At 35.6% G+C, this 21,682-nt stretch carries 23 protein-coding genes and 1 tRNA gene; 13 read left to right on the forward strand and 11 right to left on the reverse strand.

What is annotated here, in order from left to right; all coding sequences use genetic code 11:
- The 3 genes from argS (at position 1) to IPN41_01540 (ending at position 3,293) form a co-directional block, all read left to right on the forward strand.
- Positions 1–1,710 (forward strand): arginine--tRNA ligase, encoded by a 1,710-nt coding sequence (gene argS, locus IPN41_01530; GenBank protein QQS60636.1) that lies wholly within the window; start codon positions 1–3, stop codon positions 1,708–1,710.
- A gap of 913 nt (positions 1,711–2,623) precedes the next feature.
- Positions 2,624–2,905, forward strand: a complete 282-nt coding sequence (locus IPN41_01535; GenBank protein ID QQS60637.1) for a hypothetical protein — start codon at positions 2,624–2,626, stop codon at positions 2,903–2,905.
- A gap of 169 nt (positions 2,906–3,074) precedes the next feature.
- Positions 3,075–3,293: a hypothetical protein gene (locus tag IPN41_01540; GenBank protein ID QQS60638.1), complete on the forward strand. Its 219-nt coding sequence runs from the start codon at positions 3,075–3,077 to the stop codon at positions 3,291–3,293.
- A gap of 51 nt (positions 3,294–3,344) precedes the next feature.
- Here IPN41_01540 and IPN41_01545 read toward each other — a convergent pair whose 3' ends face one another.
- Positions 3,345–4,526, reverse strand: coding sequence for a hypothetical protein (locus tag IPN41_01545; GenBank protein ID QQS60639.1), 1,182 nt, complete (start codon positions 4,524–4,526; stop codon positions 3,345–3,347).
- Between the two features lie 181 nt (positions 4,527–4,707).
- Between IPN41_01545 and IPN41_01550 the strand changes: the two genes are divergently transcribed.
- The 5 genes from IPN41_01550 to IPN41_01570 all read left to right on the forward strand — a co-directional run bounded on the left by IPN41_01550 (position 4,708) and on the right by IPN41_01570 (position 7,966).
- Positions 4,708–5,595, forward strand: coding sequence for a GIY-YIG nuclease family protein (locus IPN41_01550; protein ID QQS60640.1), 888 nt, complete (start codon positions 4,708–4,710; stop codon positions 5,593–5,595).
- Positions 5,573–5,944 (forward strand): hypothetical protein, encoded by a 372-nt coding sequence (locus IPN41_01555; protein ID QQS60641.1) that lies wholly within the window; start codon positions 5,573–5,575, stop codon positions 5,942–5,944. Before IPN41_01550 ends, IPN41_01555 begins: the two co-directional genes overlap by 23 nt.
- Positions 5,945–6,046: 102 nt before the next feature.
- Entirely contained in the window at positions 6,047–6,370 is a 324-nt protein-coding gene (gene trxA / locus IPN41_01560) for a thioredoxin (GenBank protein QQS60642.1), read from the forward strand.
- 9 nt (positions 6,371–6,379) lie between these two features.
- Positions 6,380–7,243 carry an MBL fold metallo-hydrolase gene (locus IPN41_01565; protein ID QQS60643.1) on the forward strand — a complete coding sequence of 288 codons (864 nt, stop codon included), beginning with the start codon at positions 6,380–6,382 and terminating at the stop codon, positions 7,241–7,243.
- 111 nt (positions 7,244–7,354) lie between these two features.
- Positions 7,355–7,966 carry a nucleoside-diphosphate kinase gene (locus tag IPN41_01570; protein ID QQS60644.1) on the forward strand — a complete coding sequence of 204 codons (612 nt, stop codon included), beginning with the start codon at positions 7,355–7,357 and terminating at the stop codon, positions 7,964–7,966.
- Positions 7,967–8,017: 51 nt separating this feature from the next.
- Here the strand turns inward: IPN41_01570 and IPN41_01575 are convergent, their stop codons facing one another.
- Complete coding sequence (locus IPN41_01575; protein QQS60645.1) at positions 8,018–8,455, reverse strand: D-tyrosyl-tRNA(Tyr) deacylase; 438 nt, start codon at positions 8,453–8,455, stop codon at positions 8,018–8,020.
- A gap of 453 nt (positions 8,456–8,908) precedes the next feature.
- Between IPN41_01575 and IPN41_01580 the strand changes: the two genes are divergently transcribed.
- Positions 8,909–9,556 (forward strand): hypothetical protein, encoded by a 648-nt coding sequence (locus tag IPN41_01580; GenBank protein ID QQS60646.1) that lies wholly within the window; start codon positions 8,909–8,911, stop codon positions 9,554–9,556.
- A 31-nt stretch (positions 9,557–9,587) separates the two neighbouring features.
- Here the strand turns inward: IPN41_01580 and IPN41_01585 are convergent, their stop codons facing one another.
- From IPN41_01585 to lexA, 4 genes are all read right to left on the reverse strand, one after another.
- On the reverse strand, positions 9,588–11,057 hold the full coding sequence (locus tag IPN41_01585) for a fibrobacter succinogenes major paralogous domain-containing protein (protein QQS60647.1): 1,470 nt from the start codon (positions 11,055–11,057) through the stop codon (positions 9,588–9,590).
- A 33-nt stretch (positions 11,058–11,090) separates the two neighbouring features.
- Positions 11,091–11,657: a peptide-methionine (S)-S-oxide reductase MsrA gene (gene msrA / locus IPN41_01590; protein ID QQS60648.1), complete on the reverse strand. Its 567-nt coding sequence runs from the start codon at positions 11,655–11,657 to the stop codon at positions 11,091–11,093.
- Between the two features lie 3 nt (positions 11,658–11,660).
- Entirely contained in the window at positions 11,661–13,067 is a 1,407-nt protein-coding gene (locus tag IPN41_01595) for a DEAD/DEAH box helicase (protein QQS60649.1), read from the reverse strand.
- 242 nt (positions 13,068–13,309) lie between these two features.
- Positions 13,310–13,939 (reverse strand): repressor LexA, encoded by a 630-nt coding sequence (gene lexA, locus IPN41_01600; protein ID QQS60650.1) that lies wholly within the window; start codon positions 13,937–13,939, stop codon positions 13,310–13,312.
- Positions 13,940–14,116: 177 nt separating this feature from the next.
- Here lexA and IPN41_01605 point away from each other — a divergent pair, with 177 nt between their 5' ends.
- Positions 14,117–14,365 carry a hypothetical protein gene (locus IPN41_01605; GenBank protein QQS60651.1) on the forward strand — a complete coding sequence of 83 codons (249 nt, stop codon included), beginning with the start codon at positions 14,117–14,119 and terminating at the stop codon, positions 14,363–14,365.
- Positions 14,366–14,380: 15 nt separating this feature from the next.
- Positions 14,381–15,592 (forward strand): DNA polymerase IV, encoded by a 1,212-nt coding sequence (locus tag IPN41_01610; protein ID QQS60652.1) that lies wholly within the window; start codon positions 14,381–14,383, stop codon positions 15,590–15,592.
- Positions 15,593–15,604: 12 nt separating this feature from the next.
- On the opposite strand, the gene IPN41_01615 is transcribed toward IPN41_01610, so the two are convergent.
- On the reverse strand, positions 15,605–15,820 hold the full coding sequence (locus IPN41_01615; protein ID QQS60653.1) for a hypothetical protein: 216 nt from the start codon (positions 15,818–15,820) through the stop codon (positions 15,605–15,607).
- Positions 15,821–16,485: 665 nt separating this feature from the next.
- Between IPN41_01615 and IPN41_01620 the strand changes: the two genes are divergently transcribed.
- The gene (locus IPN41_01620; protein QQS60654.1) at positions 16,486–17,313 is read left to right on the forward strand and encodes an aminoglycoside phosphotransferase family protein; all 828 of its coding nucleotides are present in this window, start codon (positions 16,486–16,488) and stop codon (positions 17,311–17,313) included.
- A gap of 379 nt (positions 17,314–17,692) precedes the next feature.
- Here IPN41_01620 and IPN41_01625 read toward each other — a convergent pair whose 3' ends face one another.
- From IPN41_01625 to IPN41_01635, 3 genes are all read right to left on the reverse strand, one after another.
- Positions 17,693–18,718 carry a HAMP domain-containing histidine kinase gene (locus IPN41_01625; protein QQS60655.1) on the reverse strand — a complete coding sequence of 342 codons (1,026 nt, stop codon included), beginning with the start codon at positions 18,716–18,718 and terminating at the stop codon, positions 17,693–17,695.
- Between the two features lie 199 nt (positions 18,719–18,917).
- Positions 18,918–19,580, reverse strand: coding sequence for a response regulator transcription factor (locus IPN41_01630; protein ID QQS60656.1), 663 nt, complete (start codon positions 19,578–19,580; stop codon positions 18,918–18,920).
- A 468-nt stretch (positions 19,581–20,048) separates the two neighbouring features.
- Entirely contained in the window at positions 20,049–20,756 is a 708-nt protein-coding gene (locus IPN41_01635; protein QQS60657.1) for an NYN domain-containing protein, read from the reverse strand.
- A gap of 345 nt (positions 20,757–21,101) precedes the next feature.
- Here IPN41_01635 and IPN41_01640 point away from each other — a divergent pair, with 345 nt between their 5' ends.
- Positions 21,102–21,518, forward strand: coding sequence for a septum formation initiator family protein (locus IPN41_01640; protein QQS60658.1), 417 nt, complete (start codon positions 21,102–21,104; stop codon positions 21,516–21,518).
- 8 nt (positions 21,519–21,526) lie between these two features.
- Here the strand turns inward: IPN41_01640 and IPN41_01645 are convergent.
- Positions 21,527–21,599: transfer RNA gene (locus IPN41_01645), tRNA-Thr, on the reverse strand.
- Positions 21,600–21,682: the final 83 nt, after the last annotated feature.

A 21,682-nucleotide genomic window follows, 5' to 3' on the forward strand; every position in this document is an offset into this window, starting at 1 on the left:
ATGTACGTTCTTGATCATATAAAAGAGGAATTAGCTGAGAGGGTTAACAAGATCCTTAAAAAGAAGATTGTGATATCTTCTTCTTTTGTTGTGCCACCAGATTCAAAATTAGGTGATTTAAGCTTACCTTGTTTTGCCATTGGCAAAGAATTTAATCAAAACCCAGTGATGATGGCACAGAAGATTGTTGAAGGTCTTGTGGCTGATAAACTTATTGAGAATAGTAGTGTTGCTGGCCCTTATGTAAATATTACCCTAGCAATTTCAGTGATAGGCGATATTATCAAAGAAATTCAAAAACAAGGTTTACAATATGGTAGTAATACCTTGGGCAAAAAAAAGCGCGTAATGCTTGAATATGCGAATGGTAATACTCATAAAGAATATCATGTTGGACACTTACGAAATATTGCTTTTGGTGATGCAGTTAATCGGATTTTAGCCGCTAATGGCTATACCTCAATTCCGGTTTCATATATTAATGATTTTGGAATTCATGTGGCTAAGACGTTGTGGTATTATTTGAATACTCATCCAGAAGAGCCAATAGGAAATAAAGGTTATTTTTTGGGACAAATATATGCCGATGCAGTTAAAGCAATGGAAAGTAATGCCGAAGCTAAGGTTGAGGTAGGTAAGGTCATGAAAGCAATTGAAAGTCGAACAGGAGAGACCTATGAATTATGGAAAAAAACTCGTCAGTGGAGTCTTGATCAATTTGTAGCTATTAATAAAGAACTCGGGGTTAATTTTGAAACTACTTTTTATGAAAATGATTATATTGCCGATGGCTTGAAAATGGTAGAAAAATTTAAGAACGAGGGAATTTTAATTGAAAGCCAAGGGGCAATCATTGCTGACTTGGAAAAATATAATTTAGGAGTATTAGTTGTGATTCGTTCTGATGGAACAGCACTGTACCCAGTGGCAGATTTTGCTTTAACAATTCATAAAGTAAAAAAATATAAACTTGATACATCATTGTGGGTGGTTGATATTCGTCAGGGTCAATATTTGCATCAAATGTTTAAAGTTCTGGAATTAGCTTGTTTAAAAGCGAAACTTGCTCACTTGCCGTATGAATTTGTGAAATTACCTTCGGGAATGATGTCCTCACGAAGTGGTAATATTATTTCGTATGAAGACTTGAAAGAAGAGGCATTGCGTAAAACTACTGAGGAAATTGTCCAACGTCATGCTGATTGGAATAAAGAAAAGATTGAAGCAGTATCTAGAGTCTTGGCTTTTGGGGCTCTGAAATTTGAGATGGTAAAAGTTAGTGGTGAAAAAGTTATTACTTTTGACATGGAAAAAGCTCTGCGTTTTGATGGTTATACTGCGGCGTACCTACAATATACGTATGCTCGTATTAAGAGCTTGCAAAAAAAAGTTAGTCCAGAAGTGGGTTCTGCAAAAAGTGATTTATCGGGGTTGCAGGCGAAAAAGGAAAAAGATCTGGTTTTGAAACTTGGACATTTCTCAGAAATTGTTATGACAGCCGGAGTTTCATATCAACCTTCAGAAGTTGCTCGTTATTTATATGAGTTAGCACAATTATTTAATGAATATTATCACGAAGTTCCGATTTTGAATGATGCAACGATTGCTCTTGGTTTAGCTAAAGCACGTCTAGATCTATCCGAAACAGTGGGGCTAGTTATTAAAAGAGGCTTAGGTTTACTTGGGGTTGAAACAGTGGATGAAATGTAAGAATTTATTGAAAAGCAATAAATTCTTAGTTTTTTAGGAAAAAATTTGACATTTTGTATTTTATATAGTATTTTAAGGTTAAATATTAATTTTTTATTGTTCTATAAAATCTAAAGAAAGGAGAAAGATTGAAAACAAAAAGAATTTTTTTTTCTAACTCAGTTTATTTTACGATGTCTCTCAAATGTTCTGGTAGTCCTACCAGGCAAGGAAATAGCTGAGAAAGTAAAAAGAATATATAGAGATCCCCGAGAAGCGATCAAATATTTTGAAGATAAGGTTCTATGTGGGAATACAGTAATAACACAAAATGCTTGGTATGAAGAAAAAACACCCAAGAGTAACTTGTTTGGGACAGCAGTTTTTTCTGCATGTAATATAGACTTGATGAAGAGGGATAGCTATATTTTTTCGGTTATATGGAAGGGTGAGCTACTTATTAATGATGATCATGATATTGTTATTGACATCATTGATTTTGATGAAGTAGAAGATAAGATTTTCTACAAAATTCTTTCTCGCCCATCGTTTTTTTAGCACTGCCGCTTCTGATTTTGTTTCAGATCCAGATCCATTCGTTCTTTCATTCGTTCTTTCAAATTTGCTCCATTTTATTTATCCCAGTGTATTGTAAATACATCTGGGATTTTTATTTTCTAGAAAATTCTGATCTTGATAGTAATATTTTTTTGTATTTTATAATATCTAAATCTCTCCATATTAATTCTTAATTTGTGAGAGCATGAAAGTAATAATTGAACAACGATATATGGAACTACTAGAAATGTTTAAAGAATTATTATTTAAAGGAATGAAAATTATTTAAAAAACTTAGGAAATTTACCCCTTGATTGAGGTTATTATTTTTGATAAAATATCATCACTCTCCGCTTACTAAATTAAGAGCTGAGATATGAAAAATACATTTGTTACGAAAGAAGAGCATATGGCGCTGGTTGACGATATAAAAGTAGAACTCAATAGACTGGATGATCAGTTTGATACTGTTCATCAACGTTTTGATATCATTGATGATCAATTTGTTAAGATTAATCAACGTTTTGAAACAATGCATCAACGTTTCGAGAAGGTTGATGAGCGTTTTGAATTCTTGGTTCCCCGGTTGGGGGGGGTGGGGGGGGGTTTGGTTAAAATTTGGTCCGCCTTGGGGGGGGGGGGGGGGGGGTGGGTGTAAAATTTGTCCCCCGGGGGGGGGGGGGGGGGGGGGTGGTTTTTTGGGGGGGGGGCCCGGGGGGGGGGGGGGGGGGGTTCGGAAAAGGGGGGGCGGCCCGGGGGGGGGGGGGGGGGGGGGGGGGGGGGGGGGGGGGGGGCGCTTTGATAAGATTGAAGAGCGATTCGATAAAATGGACCAGCGTTTTGAACAGTTACTTAGTCAAATGAACGAAGGGTTTAAAAGAATAGAGAATTCTTTGTCCTATCACGATGGCAGGTTTAACGATATAGAAAAACAACTTTCCGCAAAAGTTGATACTAAAGATTTTAGGACATTAGTTTCTGTTCTAAAAGCTGGTAAGGTCATTAATGAACATGAAGCGGATCATTTTTTAATTCCCGTATCATAATAAAAAACAAACCCTCCAAGGATGTATATTTTGTGGTCGTTAAAGTTTTAGTTATCGAATGGTTCCACCAAACGTCTCCAAAGTAACTTGCTCGAGTTTTTTGTGTCTGGCATCAACTTCTTCGTTGGTTAGGGTTCTATCTAAATGTCTATACACTGTTCGGAAGGTATAGCTTTTTTTATCTTTACCAAACTTGGCTTCATTCTCAAATTCATCCAAAAGCTTTACCTCTTCAACAAAATCTTCGCCAGCAATTTCTCTCACTACTTCATAATATCGGTTAAGATTAAAGCTATTTTTATCAACAATAAAGGAAATATCTCGAATAATTGAAGGGTATTTACTTACTGCTTGGTATTCGTTATCGAGATTAGATAATTGTTTGAGTACTCGCTCATCAGTTGAACGAAGTAAGCGAATATCGGGAATTTTCATTTTAATCATGGCTAGTCGATCAGCGCCAAAACCAAAGGCCCAACCAACATATTTTTCAGGATCAAGTCCAAGATTGCTCATCACTTGATTATGAACAATTCCGGCTCCAAGAATTTCTACCCATTTTTCATTCCAGGCAATTTCCATTTCTAAACTTGGGTCAGTGTAAGGATAATGCTCAACATTAAAACGACCAACAACGTCGTTACCAAATAGAGATTTCGCGACTTCAGTTAGAATTGCTTCTAAATCAGGCTGTTCTAGATTTTTAATATCACGACGAATAATAAACAGACCATCAATGTGATGCAAAACGTTTGTGTGTTGCCAGTCAATTTCATCTTTGCGATATACCTTTCCATAGCAGAGCGTACCAATTGAACCATGTTCTTCAAGTTGCTTAAGAACTTCAGGAATTTCCAAATAGTATTTCCACATTAAACTAGTATGTGGTCGCAAGATATGCGTTTCATCAACATAATATGTGTCGCTACGACTTCGGGCTGGATGATCTTTTGGAAAATTAAATAAATCAAATACTAGCTCAGAGGTAATAATTTCTGGGGTTTCTATAATATCAAGATTTTTTAGACTTGGTAGGTTTAGCACTCGCTCAGTAATGGCTTTTACCGGGTTACCTTCTAAGCGAGTTAAATCAGGTAGCTCTAAATAACGCAATAAACGTTCACTTTCCTTATCACCTCGTTTTTTCAGATTCTCTATTAATTGAGTTTGTTCATCAAGAGAGGTGGTATAGTTGTGACGTTTTAGATGTGGTGTTTCGTAGATGGTAGGCATAATATGTATAAATTAGTATAAAAATAGTGTATCCAAAGATTTGGTTTTGAGCAAGTGGCAAGGTTGATTTTCTATGTTAGTATTCTAGATATTAAAGACTATTAGGTATTATATAGGATATTAACCTAGGTTCCCGTCCACGCCTGCCTGCCGGCAGGCAGGCAGCGGGAATGGCAAAAAAATGACCCTCAACGACATCAAACAATTAAATATTCCCAAACAAAGTGGTTCCTATCAATATTATAATAAAGAAGGGAAGTTGATTTATATTGGCAAGGCGGTTGATTTACGTAGTCGTGTTTTATCATATTGGCGTCTTGGTACAAATCATACACCTGCCAAAGCCAAGATGGTTAAGGAAATTGCTCGAATTGAATGGATTGAGACTGATAGTGAAATTGAAGCTTTATTACTTGAAGCTAATTTAGTTAAAAAATACCAGCCCTATTATAACGTTGATTTACGTGATGACAAACGATTTTATTACGTTCATATTTCTTTGGAAGATGAAATTCCAGGAGTATTTTTAACTCGCACGATTGGTAAATCAGGTCGCTACTTTGGCCCCTTTGTTAATTCTTTGGCCGTTAGAGAAACTATTAAAGCTTTGCGACATATTTGGCCATATTGCAGTATGCGACGTATTCAAAAAAAACCTTGTTTTTATTATCAAATTAATCGTTGTCTTGGGCCTTGTGCTGGAAAGGTGAGTCACAAAGAATATATGGACTTCGTCATTAAGCCCTTAATTTTATTTTTTGAAGGTAAAAAGCAAAGTGTTATTAGACAATGGAAAAAAGAAAAATTAGCCTTAGAAAAAAAGGGGAAAGTAGAAGAAGCCATAAAGCGTGATTATTATATTAAACACATGGAAAAAGTATTAGAAAACACTAAAGTATTAAGTGTAGCGGAAAAATATGCTTCAGATACAGTTGAACTTGCAAAAGTAATGGGATTACCAAAAGTACCGGATCGCATTGAAGGCTATGATATTTCTAATATTTTTGGCTCAGCAGCAGTTGGTTCAATGGTAGTTTTTCGAGATGGTGAGCCAGACAAAAGTCAGTAGAAAAAAGGGTGATGTCTGGATGCTTGAAGAAATGCTTGAGCGACGCTTTAATAATGATTGGCCCTTACCAGATTTAATTATTATTGACGGTGGGAAAGCGCAATTAAATGTGGCTGTTAAAATTCTTAAACGTCATAAATTACAAATTAGTTTAGTAGGGATAACCAAGGGTGAAGGACTTCGTAGTGCGAAAGCGCCGGATAAGCTATATTTTCCAGGCGAATCTCAGCCCTTGAAATTGCCATTAGCCTCAGCTGCTCTTCATTTAATTAAGCGTGTCCGAGATGAAGCTCATCGCTTTGCCATTACATATCATCGAAAAATTAGAAGCAAACAGTTCTTGGCATAATTTCTAGAGAATGATATAATCTAGGGACCTTAAATTTTTATTAACTAATTAATCCTGGATCGTGCTTATTTGTTTGGCTTATTCGGGATGATAGAAAAAAATATGACTCAAGAATTTACTCAAGAAAATTTTAACTCCGAGGTAATTGAAGCTTCAAAAAATAAGCCAGTTTTAGTAGATTTTTTTGCCAGTTGGTGTGGACCTTGTCAGATTCAAGGACCAATTGTTGATGAAGTCTCGGAAGAAGTTGCGGAAAAGGCTGTTATTGGTAAGTTGAACACAGAAAATGCTATGGAAATTGCTAGTCAATTTGGAATTATGAGTATCCCAACAATTATTATTTTCCGTAATGGACAACCTACTGAAAGATTTACTGGGGTTCAGGAAAAAGAAACATTAGTCCAGAGTTTGACTAAACATGTCTAATATTTGTCTATGACGCAATCAAGGAGGGCGAAACGAGCGGTCGTAGCGACCGCCGTTTTTTGTATTATTATAACCGCTACATTGCTAGCGGCTTGGCGACTGTATCCAGATACTAGATTATTAGAAATTAGTGTTTTGGATATTGGCCAAGGTGATGCAATTTTACTTGAAGCCCCGAATGGCCAAGTTATTTTGGTAGATGGTGGACCTGATAAAAAGGTTTTACGACGACTTGGTGAAGAGCTACCTTTTTGGGAGAGAACTATTGATGTAATTGTTTTAACTCATCCGCACGAAGATCACTTGGCTGGTTTGATTTCCGTCCTTGATCGTTATCAAGTTGGTGCCGTGATGATAACCGGTGTTATGGCATCAAGTAATAGCTATAAACATTTTTTAGAAATAATTTCTAATAAACAGATTCCCTTGATTCTTGTTGAGCAAACCGAAACTATTGCCTTTGATGATGTTCGATTAGAAATACTATATCCACAAAGTAGTTTTAAAGCTCGACGAATGAGCAATATTAATAATAGTTCAATAGTTATGAAAATGGTTTATAAAGAAGTTAAATTGTTATTAACCGGAGATGCTGAAGAAGCCGAGGAAAAAGAGTTACTAGCTTCAGGCTTGAACTTAGAGGCAGATATATTAAAAGCCGGTCACCATGGGTCCGATACAAGCTCCAGCGAGCCCTTTGTTAAGGCTGTAGACCCCGAGCTGGTTTTGGTAAGTAATGGAGTAGAAAATAGTTATGGTCATCCTTCTCCAAGAACCCTAAAGCGTTTTGAAAGACTAGGTATTACAGTACGAAGAACTGACCTTGAAGGTACAATCCATATTAATACTGATGGCCAGACTATATATCAGTAGACTTGCCTAAATTAGTATAAAGTTATAAAGTAATAAAGTTCATAAGGTTTTTATGTATCAATATATTTACTTTACGAACTTTATAGCTTTATTACTTTTTAACTTTTTATTATGTCTCATCTTAAACACGAACGAACCTTAGTTATTATTAAACCAGATGGAGTCCAACGCTCATTGATTGGTGAAATTATTTCACGTTTTGAAAGAGTAGGTTTAAAAATGGTAGCAATGAAATTCTTAAAGCCTACAAAAGAAATGGCCACAGATCATTATTATAAGATTGGTGGCGAAGCTTGGCTTGAAGCGGTTGGCGCAAAAGCACGAGCAGCGTATGAAAAGAATGGACAGGTTTCCCCATATGCAACTAATCGGGATAATGGTGAAGCAGTCTTGAAAGCTAACTCTCGTTATTTATCCGCGGGGCCTGTAGTAGCAATGGTGTTGGAGGGAAGCCACTCTGTTCCCTTGGTAAGGAAAATAGTTGGCGGTACCGAACCTTTGACATCAGACGTTGGTACAATTCGTGGTGATTACACATTGGACTCATACTCAGCAGCTGATACTGATAGCCGAAGCATACGTAATTTAATGCATGCTTCTGGTACAGTTGAAGAAGCTAATCAGGAAATTGAGATATGGTTTAAGCCAGAAGAGCTTCTGTCATATAAACTAGCTCAAGAGCAAATTTTATATGACATAGATTTTGATGGAGTGAAAGAATAAAATATTAGTAAAAAAAATATAAAGCCCGGTTTATTCTCCGGGTTTTATGTTTTATAAATCAAGAATAATAGTAACTGGACCGTCATTAATTAATGAAATTTGCATGTTGGTTTTGAATTTTCCAGTCACCACAGAAATATTTTTTGCTTGTAAGGCTTGAATAAATTTTTCATAATATTTCTCAGCTTTTGCTGGGTCAGCTGCATCAGTAAAACTTGGGCGGTTTCCTTGGTTACAATCAGCATATAACGTAAATTGCGAGACAACCAGGATTTCCCCGCCAGTATCAATAATTGAAAGATTAAGCTTTCTGTTATTATCCTCAAAAATTCTAAGCCTAGAGATCTTATCAGCTAATTTATCAATCATTTCTTCGGTGTCATTTTTATGAATAGCTAAAAAAACCACAAGACCGGACTTAATTGATCCAATTTTTTCCCCCTCACTTCTGACAGAGGCATTTGTAACACGTTGAATAACCGTTCTCATATTTATTTATATTACAGCATATATTAAGAAATACCACTTGTGCTTTTTATTATTCTGTGGTATTGTGGAATCTTAAGAAATATTCATAAAATAAAAATTAAGGAGTAGTGATGGGTTCCTCTAATCGTGATCGTGTCAAAGGAAAATTTAATGATCTAATTCCTAAAACTAAAGGAAATGGGAATGGATTAGGAAACAATTGTTGGAAAGGGCCAAGAAATCACAACGAAATCCGTGCGATGGGATCTACAATCAGTAGGTTTGGATCTGATAGCGGAAAGAAGAATCCCCCAAAAAGGGAAAATAACCAAAAAAGAAATAAATAAATCAAACAAACAAGGATATATGCTGTGGTCTCTAATTTGGCCACAGTATTTTTTTACCAAATTGACAGAATTAGTTTTTTCTATTAAGATATACAAAAAATTTCCAGTAAATTAAAAAAAAATTGAAATGGGAAAAATACCGTTATTTGTTTTTACCAGAGAGGGAGTTGACGCAAAACTGTTTTCAGTTAACATCCTTTCAACCACTCCTGGTATTTTCGAACTAAAGCGCAATAATTTCAAAGTGGATCTTTTGAAATCGCAAAGCAGGCTAACTAAGGATGAGATAAATCTTGTTTTCTCGAAATGTATTAGGAAGGAAGATAATATAATTTGCCTTGAGTTAAAACCAGGGAAAATTAGGAATATAAAAAGATTACAGCAAAATTTTCCTTCGTATGCAGGAAATATTTATAAAGGTGTTCCAGATTGCGATGGAATTTTGTTCAAGACAGCTTGGGCCGATCCATGGTTAAGCCCCCGTCGATTTGAGTTAATTAAAGAGAAATATTCAAAGTTTTCGATTCTCGGTGTTAACTTTTCTATGATTAAAAGTATGGGAAATTTTAGCTCGTTAGCTAAAAAAATTGTCTCATATCAAGGAGGAGTTGATGCAGTATATTTTGATATCAATGATCGGGAGCTTAAATTTCTTGAAAAAAATTCTAATTGCAGAAATTTTTACGAAGAAATTGATCATGAATTGCAAGTTGCCTACCAGCAAGAAAGTAATTTTAAGTTCCCAAGTTTATATAACAAAAGCCGATTCGTTTAAGTAGAGTCGGCTTTATTTTATTTTATTAAATTTAGTCTTTGATGCAACGGACGGAGTAAGCTCTGCCACCTGAAATATTTTTTGAACCTCGGGAGATCCCATCACTGGATGAACTAATTTCTCTAACAATTATTGAATCTGGATAAGCAGTACCACCATCTACTCTGCTCACTAAATTAGAAGTAATAAAAGAAGCGTAGCTGCCATAATTGTTAAATTTTGTATTTGTTGGAAAAGGTGGATGTGATGAGCATGCTGTAAGAACAGGGAATTCATAGTAGCTTGGAGGTAGCACAAGGAGTAGGCATGATGCGCCGTCATTGATTCCTAATCTTCTTCCAGTCAATTCCGCATTAAAGCCTGATGATTCATTAACTTTTAATTTTTTTCCAGCTCCTTGGCATTGATAACTTTCATTGCGTTGTGGATCACAAGGAAGTGAATTAGCTAGATAGGTTTCTAAAATTGAAAATTCTTGATCAGTTGGAATATGCCAGCCATCTGGGCATAATCCTTGGACATTTTGATTACTTTTCCATTCACCTGTAGGACTCAAATAAGGTCCACTGCCGGGTTTCTTTGCACAACACATTACATCTGTCTCAGTAGTTACTGGACAGCCACCAAGAGCGTAACTTTGAGTGTTATTTTGACATTGAAGAGCTTCATAAGGAGAATATAAGGTTCTTCCAGCATCACAGTCTGCTTTAGCGCCTTGTGTGCCTGTACCTGAGGTACTAATACAATCAAGCCCATCAGCCCTTGATGAAGATGCATATTTAACCCCGTTGAATAACCAGGTGCAATCTGATGTTGTCATTGTTTGGTTATAATTAATACATACTTCAGGGCCACCACTCCCTATATTGCAATTTGCATCTTTTTCACAGATTCTTGGGGTTCCAGCACAGCGCTTTTGCGTATTAATACAAGTGCCATTTGGTAATGTTCTCGTCCTCAAATTCTCCGCCATCCAACATTGATTACCAATGCTAACAGTCTTATATTCAAAACCATCTCTGTCCGTAATTTTGTCACCGCAGTGGAAAATACCTTCTTTGGTGCTATAAATTAGTTTTCCTTTATTAGGATCACCATCAGCGCCAACACAGCCGGAGAGTGAGTATGATTGTTGGTCAGTAGCTACTTTATATATAAATTCTGAATCTGGGCAATTATGATCGGTTCTTGGCTGTGGGTTTGAGGGGACTTCATCAAGATAAACGATGTTATTTGAACTATTTCGTAACGGTTGGCCGGGAGTAATACTGGTTGGGAAAACTCCATGATCTTTATAATACGCATTTAAGGCCGTCTGCAAAGTATTAATATTTGATATACGCCTAACATCTCGGGATTTTACTCGAATGCTGGTATAGCTAACCATAGCCAAAGAAGCAATAATTACAATAATCAAAACGACAACCATTATCTCAACTAGAGTAAAAGCGTAAATATTTTTGAAGGTAAATATTTTTTTATTTTTTAGGAATGAATTCATAGTATATATAGTATAACATAGTCCTTTTTGGTATCAAAAAGAATTAAAATCGGGTTTAATTTTATCTGTATAATCTTTATATAATTTTTTGATTTTTGGATCTATGACAAGGCGACAATAACCTTGATTCTGATTTTGATTATAATAGTCTTGATGATAGGTTTCGGCTGGGTAGAAAGTAGAGAGTTTTGAAACCTCTGTCACAAAAGGATGCGGATAGATTCCTGATTTTTCTAGCAGACTTTTTGTTTCAAGGATGATGCTTTTTTCTTCATCACTGTTATAAAAAACCGCTGAACGATATTGGGTGCCAATGTCTGCGCCTTGTTGATTTACAGTTGTTGGATCATGAAGTTTCCAAAAGATATCTAATAATTCCTGTAAGGTGATAATTGTTGTGTCATAGGTTATCTGAATGGCCTCAGCATGCCCTGTTTTTCCACTACACACTGCATCATAGGTTGGGTGGGTTGTTGTTCCACCGGTATACCCAGAAATGACAGAAATTACTCCCTTGATTCTTTTAAAAATTGCCTCCAGACACCAAAAACAACCGCCAGCTAATGTAATAGTGTCAGTGGTTTTTTCTAGATGAGGCATATTTTAGAATGATCTACGTTTTGAATGGAATTTTCCTTGAGTAGGTTTATTAGTAGATCGATTTTTTTGAAATGAATTACCTGAAGCGCTTGAACGAGAATTTGAATGGAATTTCTTTGATACCGCAAGGGATGAAGGTGAAGTTGATGGTTGAGAAGAGTATGGTGCTCTAGTAGAGCGGAAATTACCACCTGGATTAGGTTTGGAATTTCTTGGTGCCGGACGACGATTTCTGGAAAAGTTTGATCGTGAATGACTAGGGGATGAAGGACGGGGGGCCGGTGCGTCAATCGTGCCCTTGGTTCCTTTACGAACAGGTAATGATTTTTTTATAAGTCGTTCAATATTTTTTACGTCATTTTGTTGATGAGGCATTGCAAAAGAAATTGCATGACCGGCTGATTCAGCGCGTCCCGTTCGGCCAATGCGATGAACATAGTCTTCGGCATTTTCTGGTAAGTCATAGTTAATAACCAGTTCAATGCCTTTGACATCAATACCTCTGGCCGCAATATCAGTGGCAACTAATACACGATAGCGACCAACTTTAAAACCTTCCAAAGCTTCACGACGTTGACCAAGAGATCTATTAGAGTGAATTTCGGCTGATTTATGGCCAGCGGTTTTCAGAAATTTGGCAATTTTTTTGGCCTCATGTTTTGTTCGAGTAAAGACCAAGACACTGCCACGATATTCAGCCAAAACAGTTTCCAGGACTGATATTTTATTTGCTTTTTCAACAAAAAATAATTCTTGAGTAACATTTTTGCTAGCACTGCCAGCCGGCGCAACTTCAACTCTAATTGGTAGTTGCATATGCGAGGCGGCGAGGGCAACAATACGTGTTGGCATTGTGGCGGAGAAAAGCATTGTTTGACGTTTCTTTGGTAGTTTTTCTAAAATTATTTTAATTTGAGGCATAAAACCCATATCAAGCATACGATCAGCTTCATCTAAGACTAGAATCGCTGTGGTTTCTAGTTTTACTGTTCGGCGTTCCATGTGGTCAATGAGTCTGCCTGGAGTGGCGATGATAATATGTGCTTTGGCTTTTAGACGTCGAAGTTGGCGATCAAAGTTTTCTCCACCAATTAAAACAGCGGTTTTTAAACCAAAGGAACGTCCAATTTTTTGTAGTGATTCGTCAACCTGAACTGCAAGTTCACGAGTTGGAACCACCACTAAACCTTGCCCACCATCACGGGCTAATCTTTGTAGCATAGGAATACCAAAGGCTAAGGTTTTGCCTGTGCCAGTTTGGGCAATACCAATTATATCCTTACCTTCAATACCAAAGGGGATTGATTGCTGTTGGATTGGGGTTGGGGCTGTAAATTTATTTTTTATTAAAACATCAAGGAGTTTTGGAGCAATGCCGAGACCGGCAAACCCGTTAGAGGGCTGGTTCATAGAATATAGTTATTTGTCTAAAGTTACCTATTTAGTATAGGGGTAGTGGGGTATAAAGGCAATTTTTGTATATTTTGATTCTGAGGTATACTATTTATATAGTACATCTGGTAATACAAAAAAATAGTTGGTTTTTGCTCCCACAGCTCTCTGCTTTATGGAGGGGAATTCAATAGCTTTTACTATTGACTGTGGGGCATAATTATATAGATCCTTCTGTTGAATATACGAAGAGATCTTTTTTATTTTCCTTCAGGCACTACACAAATGACTCGTCCACATATTGCACCTTCAGTAGCAATAATTGGTTTATGAGAATTATCACTTGATTCCGGTGCTAACATAATTGCCCCATCGCCTTTGTATAATTTTTTTATTGTCGCCTTGTCGTCAATCACTGCGACAACGCGATCACCTTGTTCATAGCCATCTTGCTTACGGATTAAGACCAGCGAATTATCATTGATTCCGGCCTGATTCATTGAAGTTCCGGACGTTTTTAACAGATAATAATCTTCTGGTGCGTTTTTTATTAATAAGCTGGCAACTGGTAAATATTCTTCAATATTATTATCAGCAAAAAATTCTGGTGTACCGCACGACGCCATACCAAGTAGGGGAATAAGACTTGTTGAGGCGCTGATTGATTCCGTTGGATCAAGTAACTCAATGCTACGAGCATTATGATTTTTTGTGATATAACCTTTGGCTCGTAAGGCTTCAAGATACTGACTGACAGAACGAGTGGAACGAAAGCCTAAACTCTCTTGAATTTCCTCAATTGTTGGAGCAATTGAGTGTTGTTTTAGATAACAATTAATGTAGTCTAAAACGCGCTTTTGCTTTAATGTTAAATTTTTGGTATATTTCATAATACAGTAATTATACAAAAGTAAAAATATAAAGGCAAGACCTTAAATTTATTTAATATTAGCTAAAAATAAACATATGAGACAAAACTATGTTCAAAAAAGAGGTGTGGATAAGTCAGTTTGGAGTAGTAATTACCGCCGTTTTAAGAGATTTTTAACTCCTTATTTTTTAATTATATGTTTGAAAAAGTAAATGAGCCAGTTGAAGTAATGGTTAAATTTTATCGTCGTAAAGTTTGCCCAACTTTTTTCCGTTGGCGTGAGAAAACCTATCGTGTAGAAAAAGTAAATTTAGTTCATCATGAAGGACGTGGTGATGATAAAATTTATTATTTTAGTGTTTCTGATAATGCGAATTTTTTTCGCTTAGCTTTTTCTACCAAAGATTTAGGTTGGAGACTTGAGGAATTATATTTTGAAGGCTAAATACTAACTATATGTATGCAACGTTTTATTCTCCACGTAGACATGAATTCTTACTTTGCTTCAGTCGAGCAACAAGCCAATCCGTTTTTGCGTGGAAAATCGGTTGGTGTTTGCGCCTATTTGTCACCGAACGGAGCTATTATCGCTTCTTCAGTTGAAGCTAAGGCTAAAGGTATTAGAACTGCTTTTCGGGTAGTTGATGCTAGAGTACTTGATCCTAATATTATTTTAGTAGAAAATGAACCAGCAAAATATCGAGCTGTAACAACAAGAATTTTTTCTATTTTAAGAGAGTACACAGATAATTTTGAACCATATAGTATTGATGAGGCTTTTATTGACGTCACCAATGCAGTGAATAGTTTTTCCGCTGCTGACATGATTGGTGAAGAAATTAGGCAACGGATTTTTTCTGAAGTCGGTGAGTGGTTAAAATGTTCAATTGGAATTTCTTGGACAAAATTTCTTGCCAAGTTTGCCGGTGATACTGCACCCAAAGGCGGAACAAAAATTATTAGTCCAGATAATTTAGCTAAGAGTCTAGATTGCGGAGTCACAGAAGCCTGGGGGATTGCCAAAGGTTTAGAACGTCGTTTGCGAATGCTAGGGATCACCACCTTAAATGAGTTGCGGTTAGCTGATGCCATTAATTTAAAGAAAAATTTAGGCATGGTTGGTTATTATTTGTGGGCTAATGTTAATGGACAAGAAATTTCGGTTGTTACTAAAGGTGCTACACCACCAAAATCAATTGGGCATTCCTATTGTCTACCAAAGCAAACAACTGATCATGAATATCTTGATAAAATATTATATAAATTATGTGAGAAAACAGGACGACGATTACGAGAAAAACAATTAGAGGCACAACGATTATCATTGCAGATTCTTCTGCGATCAGGTGAGTCTTTTCAGCAAAGTGAAACAGTGGCAGAGCGTTTGTTTACTACCGAAGAAATTTTTGCTGTTGCCATGAAACATTTTCAAGCCATGGAGCTATCAGCTTCAGTGCGGATGATAGCCATTTCGGTATCGAGATTGTCGCCTGTAACCGGCCAATTGTCGTTATTTACTACAAACACAAAAGGACGTTCGGTGACCGAAGCCCTTGATGTTATTAATGATAAGTATGGTGAGTATACAGTTGTTAAAGGGGCTATGTTTGGTACGAAAGAGTTAGCCCATGATCGAATTGGGTTTAGGAAGACGATTAGTTTTGAGGACTAGAAAAACTTACTGCTACTGAACAGGCAACAGAGATCGAACTTTATCTTTATAAATATGCAGTAAAGAAAGAATAATGAAAAGAAAAGGAATCAAAGTGATCAAACTAGCTTCAACGTATATATTAAAAATAATGATACTTAGTAATATAAGCGGTAAAGCAAACTTAGCTATAGTTGTTGCCCATGGTTTTTTATATAAAAGTGGGTAAAGAGTAGGTAATGCAAACATAGAAACTATTCCATGGTCAAATAAATAATCTTTATCAAATGTTGGATTAATTATGAGTCCTATGAAGATACTTAAGCATATAAGTAAAATAGAATAGCAGGAGCCTAAAATAAAAAGTCTAAGCAATCTCGGTCCATTTATTCTATGTGTAAACTTTATTGTGTTTCTTTTAAAAAGAAAGATAACTTTTTGCGCGAAAAGAAGTAAAAGAAAAATTATCACAAAAGTCAATAGAAAGAGAAAAGATAATAGATTGTCTATTGATAAACCTTGACGAAAATCCAAGGAAGAAATGGTGATTATTAGTTCGGGTATGATAAATAATATAAGAAAGAAAATACGAAGTTTTAAATCAGTTTTATTGCCCAAAAAGGTGTGTCGATAGATATAAAAATATAATAGTATTAAAATTGCAACAGAGGAGACAATATATAAAATTATACCTACGAGGTTTGCGGTGTTATTGCCTATTTCTCTCAGGAATGTAGGAAAAAAATAAGAGAATATCAATATTATTCCGAGTATGTATAGTGCAAATATCCAAAAAAAAGCTTTTATGCAAAAGGCAAGTACTTGATTATTTTTCATATTATTATTATAGACCTATTTTTACTTAGAAACTAGTATAGATATGGAAATACACTATAATCTGCTAGAATTTCTATATGAAAATTATTAAAGAATTACCAGGAGCTTATAGCTCTAAAGTTGAGTTGGTGGAGATAGATAGCCAACAGTACGTTTTGAAAACTGCTGATTTGGAAGAGATTTCCAATGAGATATTTTTTAATAAAACAATAAGTGATAATGGTTTACCTGCTTTAAAAATAATAAAAAATACTAGTCTATTAAAAAACCAGATATTAATGGAGTATATTGAAGGTTCACCAGAACTTGAGAAGCACCGCACGGTGGAAAATTATATTAGTTGGGGTGAAGTGACAAAAAAAATGCATAGTATTATTTCTCCAAAGCCGTATAAGGTTAATGAAGAAGGGAAGCTAGTAGAGGTTAAGTGGCCAGAGTTTATTGAAGAAGAAATAAAGGCAGCTGTTTTACGCCAGCAAGAGCGAAATACTAATTTAGATTCAAGATTTATTGATGAGGTTGTACAATTTATTCGACCAGTAGTAAATATAAAGCATGATAGCTTTTCCCTTGTTCATAGTGATTTACATTCTAATAATGTTTTGATTACAGAACGAGGATCAATTCTATTTGATAAGGGTTCTAATATTATGTACGGAGATCCGTTATATGATTTGGCACAAACTGGAATTTCATTTCAAGTGGGATTAAATTCCGAGAAAGAGAACGAGGAAACAGCAAAATTATTGTTAGCTTTTATTACAGGCTATGGAATGGATTTTATTAAGAAGGATGAAAAGTTATTCGCTCGGTATATAGCGCTTCGAGCTTTGAGAAACCACCCTAATATTTTTGAACCCTATCTAGTGGAATTACTAAAATCAATTCTTAATAAATATACGTAGACATAAAAAATCACCCCATAGTCCCAGCATCGACAACCAGGAGGGTGGTTGGCAATACTGAGGTAATAGGGTGATTTTCTGTATATTGATACAGAAATAGTAAAAAAAAATTAGAGAAAAGTCAAGACTGAAACGAGGTTAAAAAAGACCCAATTTCTTTTTGATAATAAAAAATTGACTGTAAGGTCAAGGATTTGATTTACTTCAGAACTCTTGTTTATGTGTTGTGGACAGTCGAAGATTAATGAGGTGCAAAAAGTATTTTTAAAAGGTTTTGGTGTTGGTGAGTGTGCTGAAAAAGAAAATGATTGGAAGTTTCCTTGTGCTTGCTGCTCAGATTTGATGAAGGTGAGGATGCTATTGATATAGAAATCTATTTTCATGCATCGGTTTTATTAGGAAATGTTAAGGTAAAAATAGTTCCAATTTCTTTTTCGCTTTCAACGGTAATTGTTCCATTAAATTCATCGGTGATTATTGATTGCACCATAGACAACCCTAATCCCATGCCTTTTGATGATGGCTTAGTTGAGAAAAATGGATTAAAAATTTGCGGAAGTATTTTTTCATCAATACCACGACCAAAGTCTTTAATCGTCACTATGATATGACTTTCTGTGGCTCTAATGTAAACAGTAATTGAACGCTGGTTTTGTAATCGATCAACTGCTTCATAGCTATCAAAAGCATTAGAAACAAGGTTGGTAATAATTTGGTGGAATTTTAAAGCATTGCCAAATAAAAATACTTGTTCTCCACCAACGCATTGTAGGTGTATATTGAGCAATGTAGCTCTATGGGAAAAGAGTGTGAAGACTTCTTGAACGGCACCTTGAATTAAAAAGGCAGTAGCAGGCGCTTCAGTATTAATCTGTTTGCTGATTGTGGAAATTAATGTATCCATTCTTTGACTAGCTTTGACGGCACGGGCTAAATCTTCTTTGACAAGTGGCATATCAGGATGAACAGATTCTTGAATATTATTTAAGTTTAAAACAATCGATGTGAGGGGATTAACGAGATCATGAAACAAACCTAAAGATAATCTGCCAAATTCTGCAAAACGATATAGTTGTAAAATTTTTTTCGCTTGAGCCATTTCAAGTTCCTTGGTTCGTTCCGCGATTGTGATCTCTACGGAATCTTTCCCAGTTCGAAATTCTTTCTCAGATGTTTGTGTTCGCAATAAAAGTTTTTTAATATTTCTGGTTGAGATCCAGGAAAATAACGTAATAACAAATATAATTATTGAATATTCAATTAAATTAAGAGTAGGGATGGTCTCACTACACCAGTCTGGAATTATATTATCAACAGATTCTTCATAATCAAAAATAATAAAAATGATAATTGAAATTGTAGCTACTATGACTCCGACCTCACTACTATTCAAGATTGAGGGCATAGTAATTAACAGAGCGAAACTGAGAATGATTGCCGGCAAGATATTGCCCCAAAGATAGGCACCATAGACGTGCTTATAGAATATAAAATTATGAGTGAGTATGAAGCTAATGAATGTTCTATATATCCTTCGACTAGAGATATATGAATACTATACTAGATAGGTATTCAAGAAAAAGTAAAGATTTAGTAAAGTTTTTTTAAGCGATTTTATAGCCTCTACCTGGCACACTAATAATGTAATTAGTACGTGGAGTATTAATCTTTTTTCTTAGGTTTAATATATGAGTTTCAATGGTTTTGGAAAATAAGTCTCCTTCAATATCCCAGACATGCTCAATAATCATACCGCGCGAGACAACGGAGCCTCTGTGTCTTAAGAGTAGCTCAAGGAGAGCAAATTCTTTGCGAGTTAAATGAATGAGTTTTTTACCACGTCTAACTTCGTAGGTAGTAGTATTGAGCGTGATATCACCAACTGATAGACAAGTTTCTTGTATGGTTTGGGGTCGACGTAGAATTGCTTTAACACGTGAAAGTAATTCGGAATACGAAAATGGTTTTGTAAGATAGTCATCGGCACCAGCGTTTAAAAAATTAATTTTATCATCTGTCTCTGATTTCACCGATAATAATAGAATCGGGACGCGATGACCTTTTTCTCGTAATACTGTGCAAATCTCTATTCCGCTTTTACGAGGTAGAACATTATCAAGAATTATTAGATCATACGGATTAGTCTCTGCTAGAAACAAACCTTTTTCTCCATCCAAAGCACTGTCAACGGCAAAAGATTCTCGTTCAAGCGCAGGAACAAGAAAATCGATGATTTCTGTATTGTCATCAATAACAAGTAATCTCATATTCAATATTATTATAATAATTGACTTTTATTATAACGACTATTATTTTTCTGTCCATAATTTCTATCTTTATTCTCATCCCTTGCCATGCTATACTAGCCTTCTAAGGCAGTTCTTTCTTTTCTTGGCTTCATTACACCTGCAGCAAGTTTTGGAACAGACTAACTACATTGGCATCTTCAATTCTAGGGACTTTGGTGCCTAGAAGAAGGCTAGGGGGTGAATACCTGTTAGCTTCGTTTATCGGATTCGTCTGAGACCGCGGACTAACAGTGTTTTGTTTCACGTAACTGTGTAATAAAACCCCACTGGAAATCGGCCAATACTTGTTTCAGGCTCTGGTGATGCCAGGAAAATAAAGAACGCCGGGCTGTAGTATAATGGTAGTACGCGTGCATGGGGTGCACTTTATAAGGATGTTTTTTAACTTAGAATTTGACAAGTTTTTGGAGAAAGTTTATAATGGATTTACCTGCCCGTGGATACGGGTGTGCGATCCGCAAGACCTGATGTAATGTCAGGTTTTTGCTTTATTAAAGCTATATATTTTTTAATATTTTGAGCGTTCACAACTAAATCAGCTAGCTCTTTAAGTTGATGAACTATATTCCCACCTTTAATGATAATAACTTTTTTTCTGTGAGCTTTTACATATCGCAGTAGAGAAACAAAATCAGCATCTCCTGAAAATAAACAAATCGTATCATATTTTTGAATCATTCGAATTACATCAACAGTAATCTCCACATCAAAATTACATTTTGGTATTTGAATATATATTCCTTCATTATCAATAAGTATTGTCCGGGTATTAGAAGGTAATTCTTGAGAGGTTAAGTGGTGCCTTACTTTTTGAATTTGCTTAGTATACACTCTCGACTTTCCAAATATATCACGAACTTTTCTAATAAATCCCAGAGATGAGTAATGTTGTGCATCATGTCCATAATAAAAGCGAACATGATTTGAAAAGATTTCAGTAAAACTTTTTAGACCTTCAAGACTTATCTCAAGTTTCTGATTTTTTCCAAGGGCAACATTTGAGGCATCTTGCCTATCTGACTCAAACCAATAGTTGACATTGCCGAAATCGATAAATGTCATTATTGTGCCAAAGTCCTCAGTAATCCCAAGCTCTTCTTTCACAAACTGACTTTTTAATTCTTGCAAATTCATATGGTATTAATTTTTTTATTGGTAACATTATAGCATGGATAGAACATTTTATATTGTGATTTTTATTTAGTGGATACTAAATATTTTTTTGCAAATGTAGAGTGTTAGAAATAACGAACGAGTAGTAACACTAGGTTTTAATTATGCTTGTATAGTCTGCAATATTCTTTTTTAAAACCTTATCAAATTAACATGAAACATGGTATACTTTTCGAGTTGAGATGGGTGTCATTAATTCCATGTCAATCCTCAAAAATCCCCAAATTCTTTAATACTATTAAAGATTATATATAATTTCTAACTTATACACATCCCATTTAGTGGCCTACACGCCTACGTAATTTCATGTCATTGTTAAAATCATTATTTTCAAAACAATTTCTATTAACCTTGGTCTTAATTGGACTCTTGGTACTTATTTCATTTCCGTTAAGCAAAAATTGGCGTCAGAAAAGATCAATTGATCAAGAAATTAAAGGTCTTGAACTTCAAGCCAAAGAATTAGAGGGAAAAAATAATAATCTCAAAAATGTTTTGGATTATATGCAGTCTGATCAGTTTGTAGAGAAAGAAGCTCGGACAAAGTTAAACTATAAAAAAGCCGGGGAATCAGTGGTTGTGATTGAAGGTCGACCAGGTGAGATTCCGATAACAGTAACATCACCTTTTGAAATTCCACCAGAGCCTCCCAAGATTCCAGAATTACCAGCTACAATTAACTTTAATAAGTGGTTAGATTACTTTTTTGCAGTGGAGAAGTAAGTATTATGAGCCGACCGCGGGACTTGAACCCGCAACCTATAGTTTACGATACTATTGCTCTACCAGTTGAGCTAGGTCGGCGTAGTTATTGATGATATCAAGGAGGAGGAGATAGTCAAGGTGATATATTATGTAAGTGTGAATATTATTTTTAATTAAGAGCA

The sequence above is a fragment of the Candidatus Falkowbacteria bacterium genome (genome assembly GCA_016699775.1).
GTDB classification, from domain to species: domain Bacteria; phylum Patescibacteriota; class Patescibacteriia; order Patescibacteriales; family Patescibacteriaceae; genus Patescibacterium; species Patescibacterium danicum.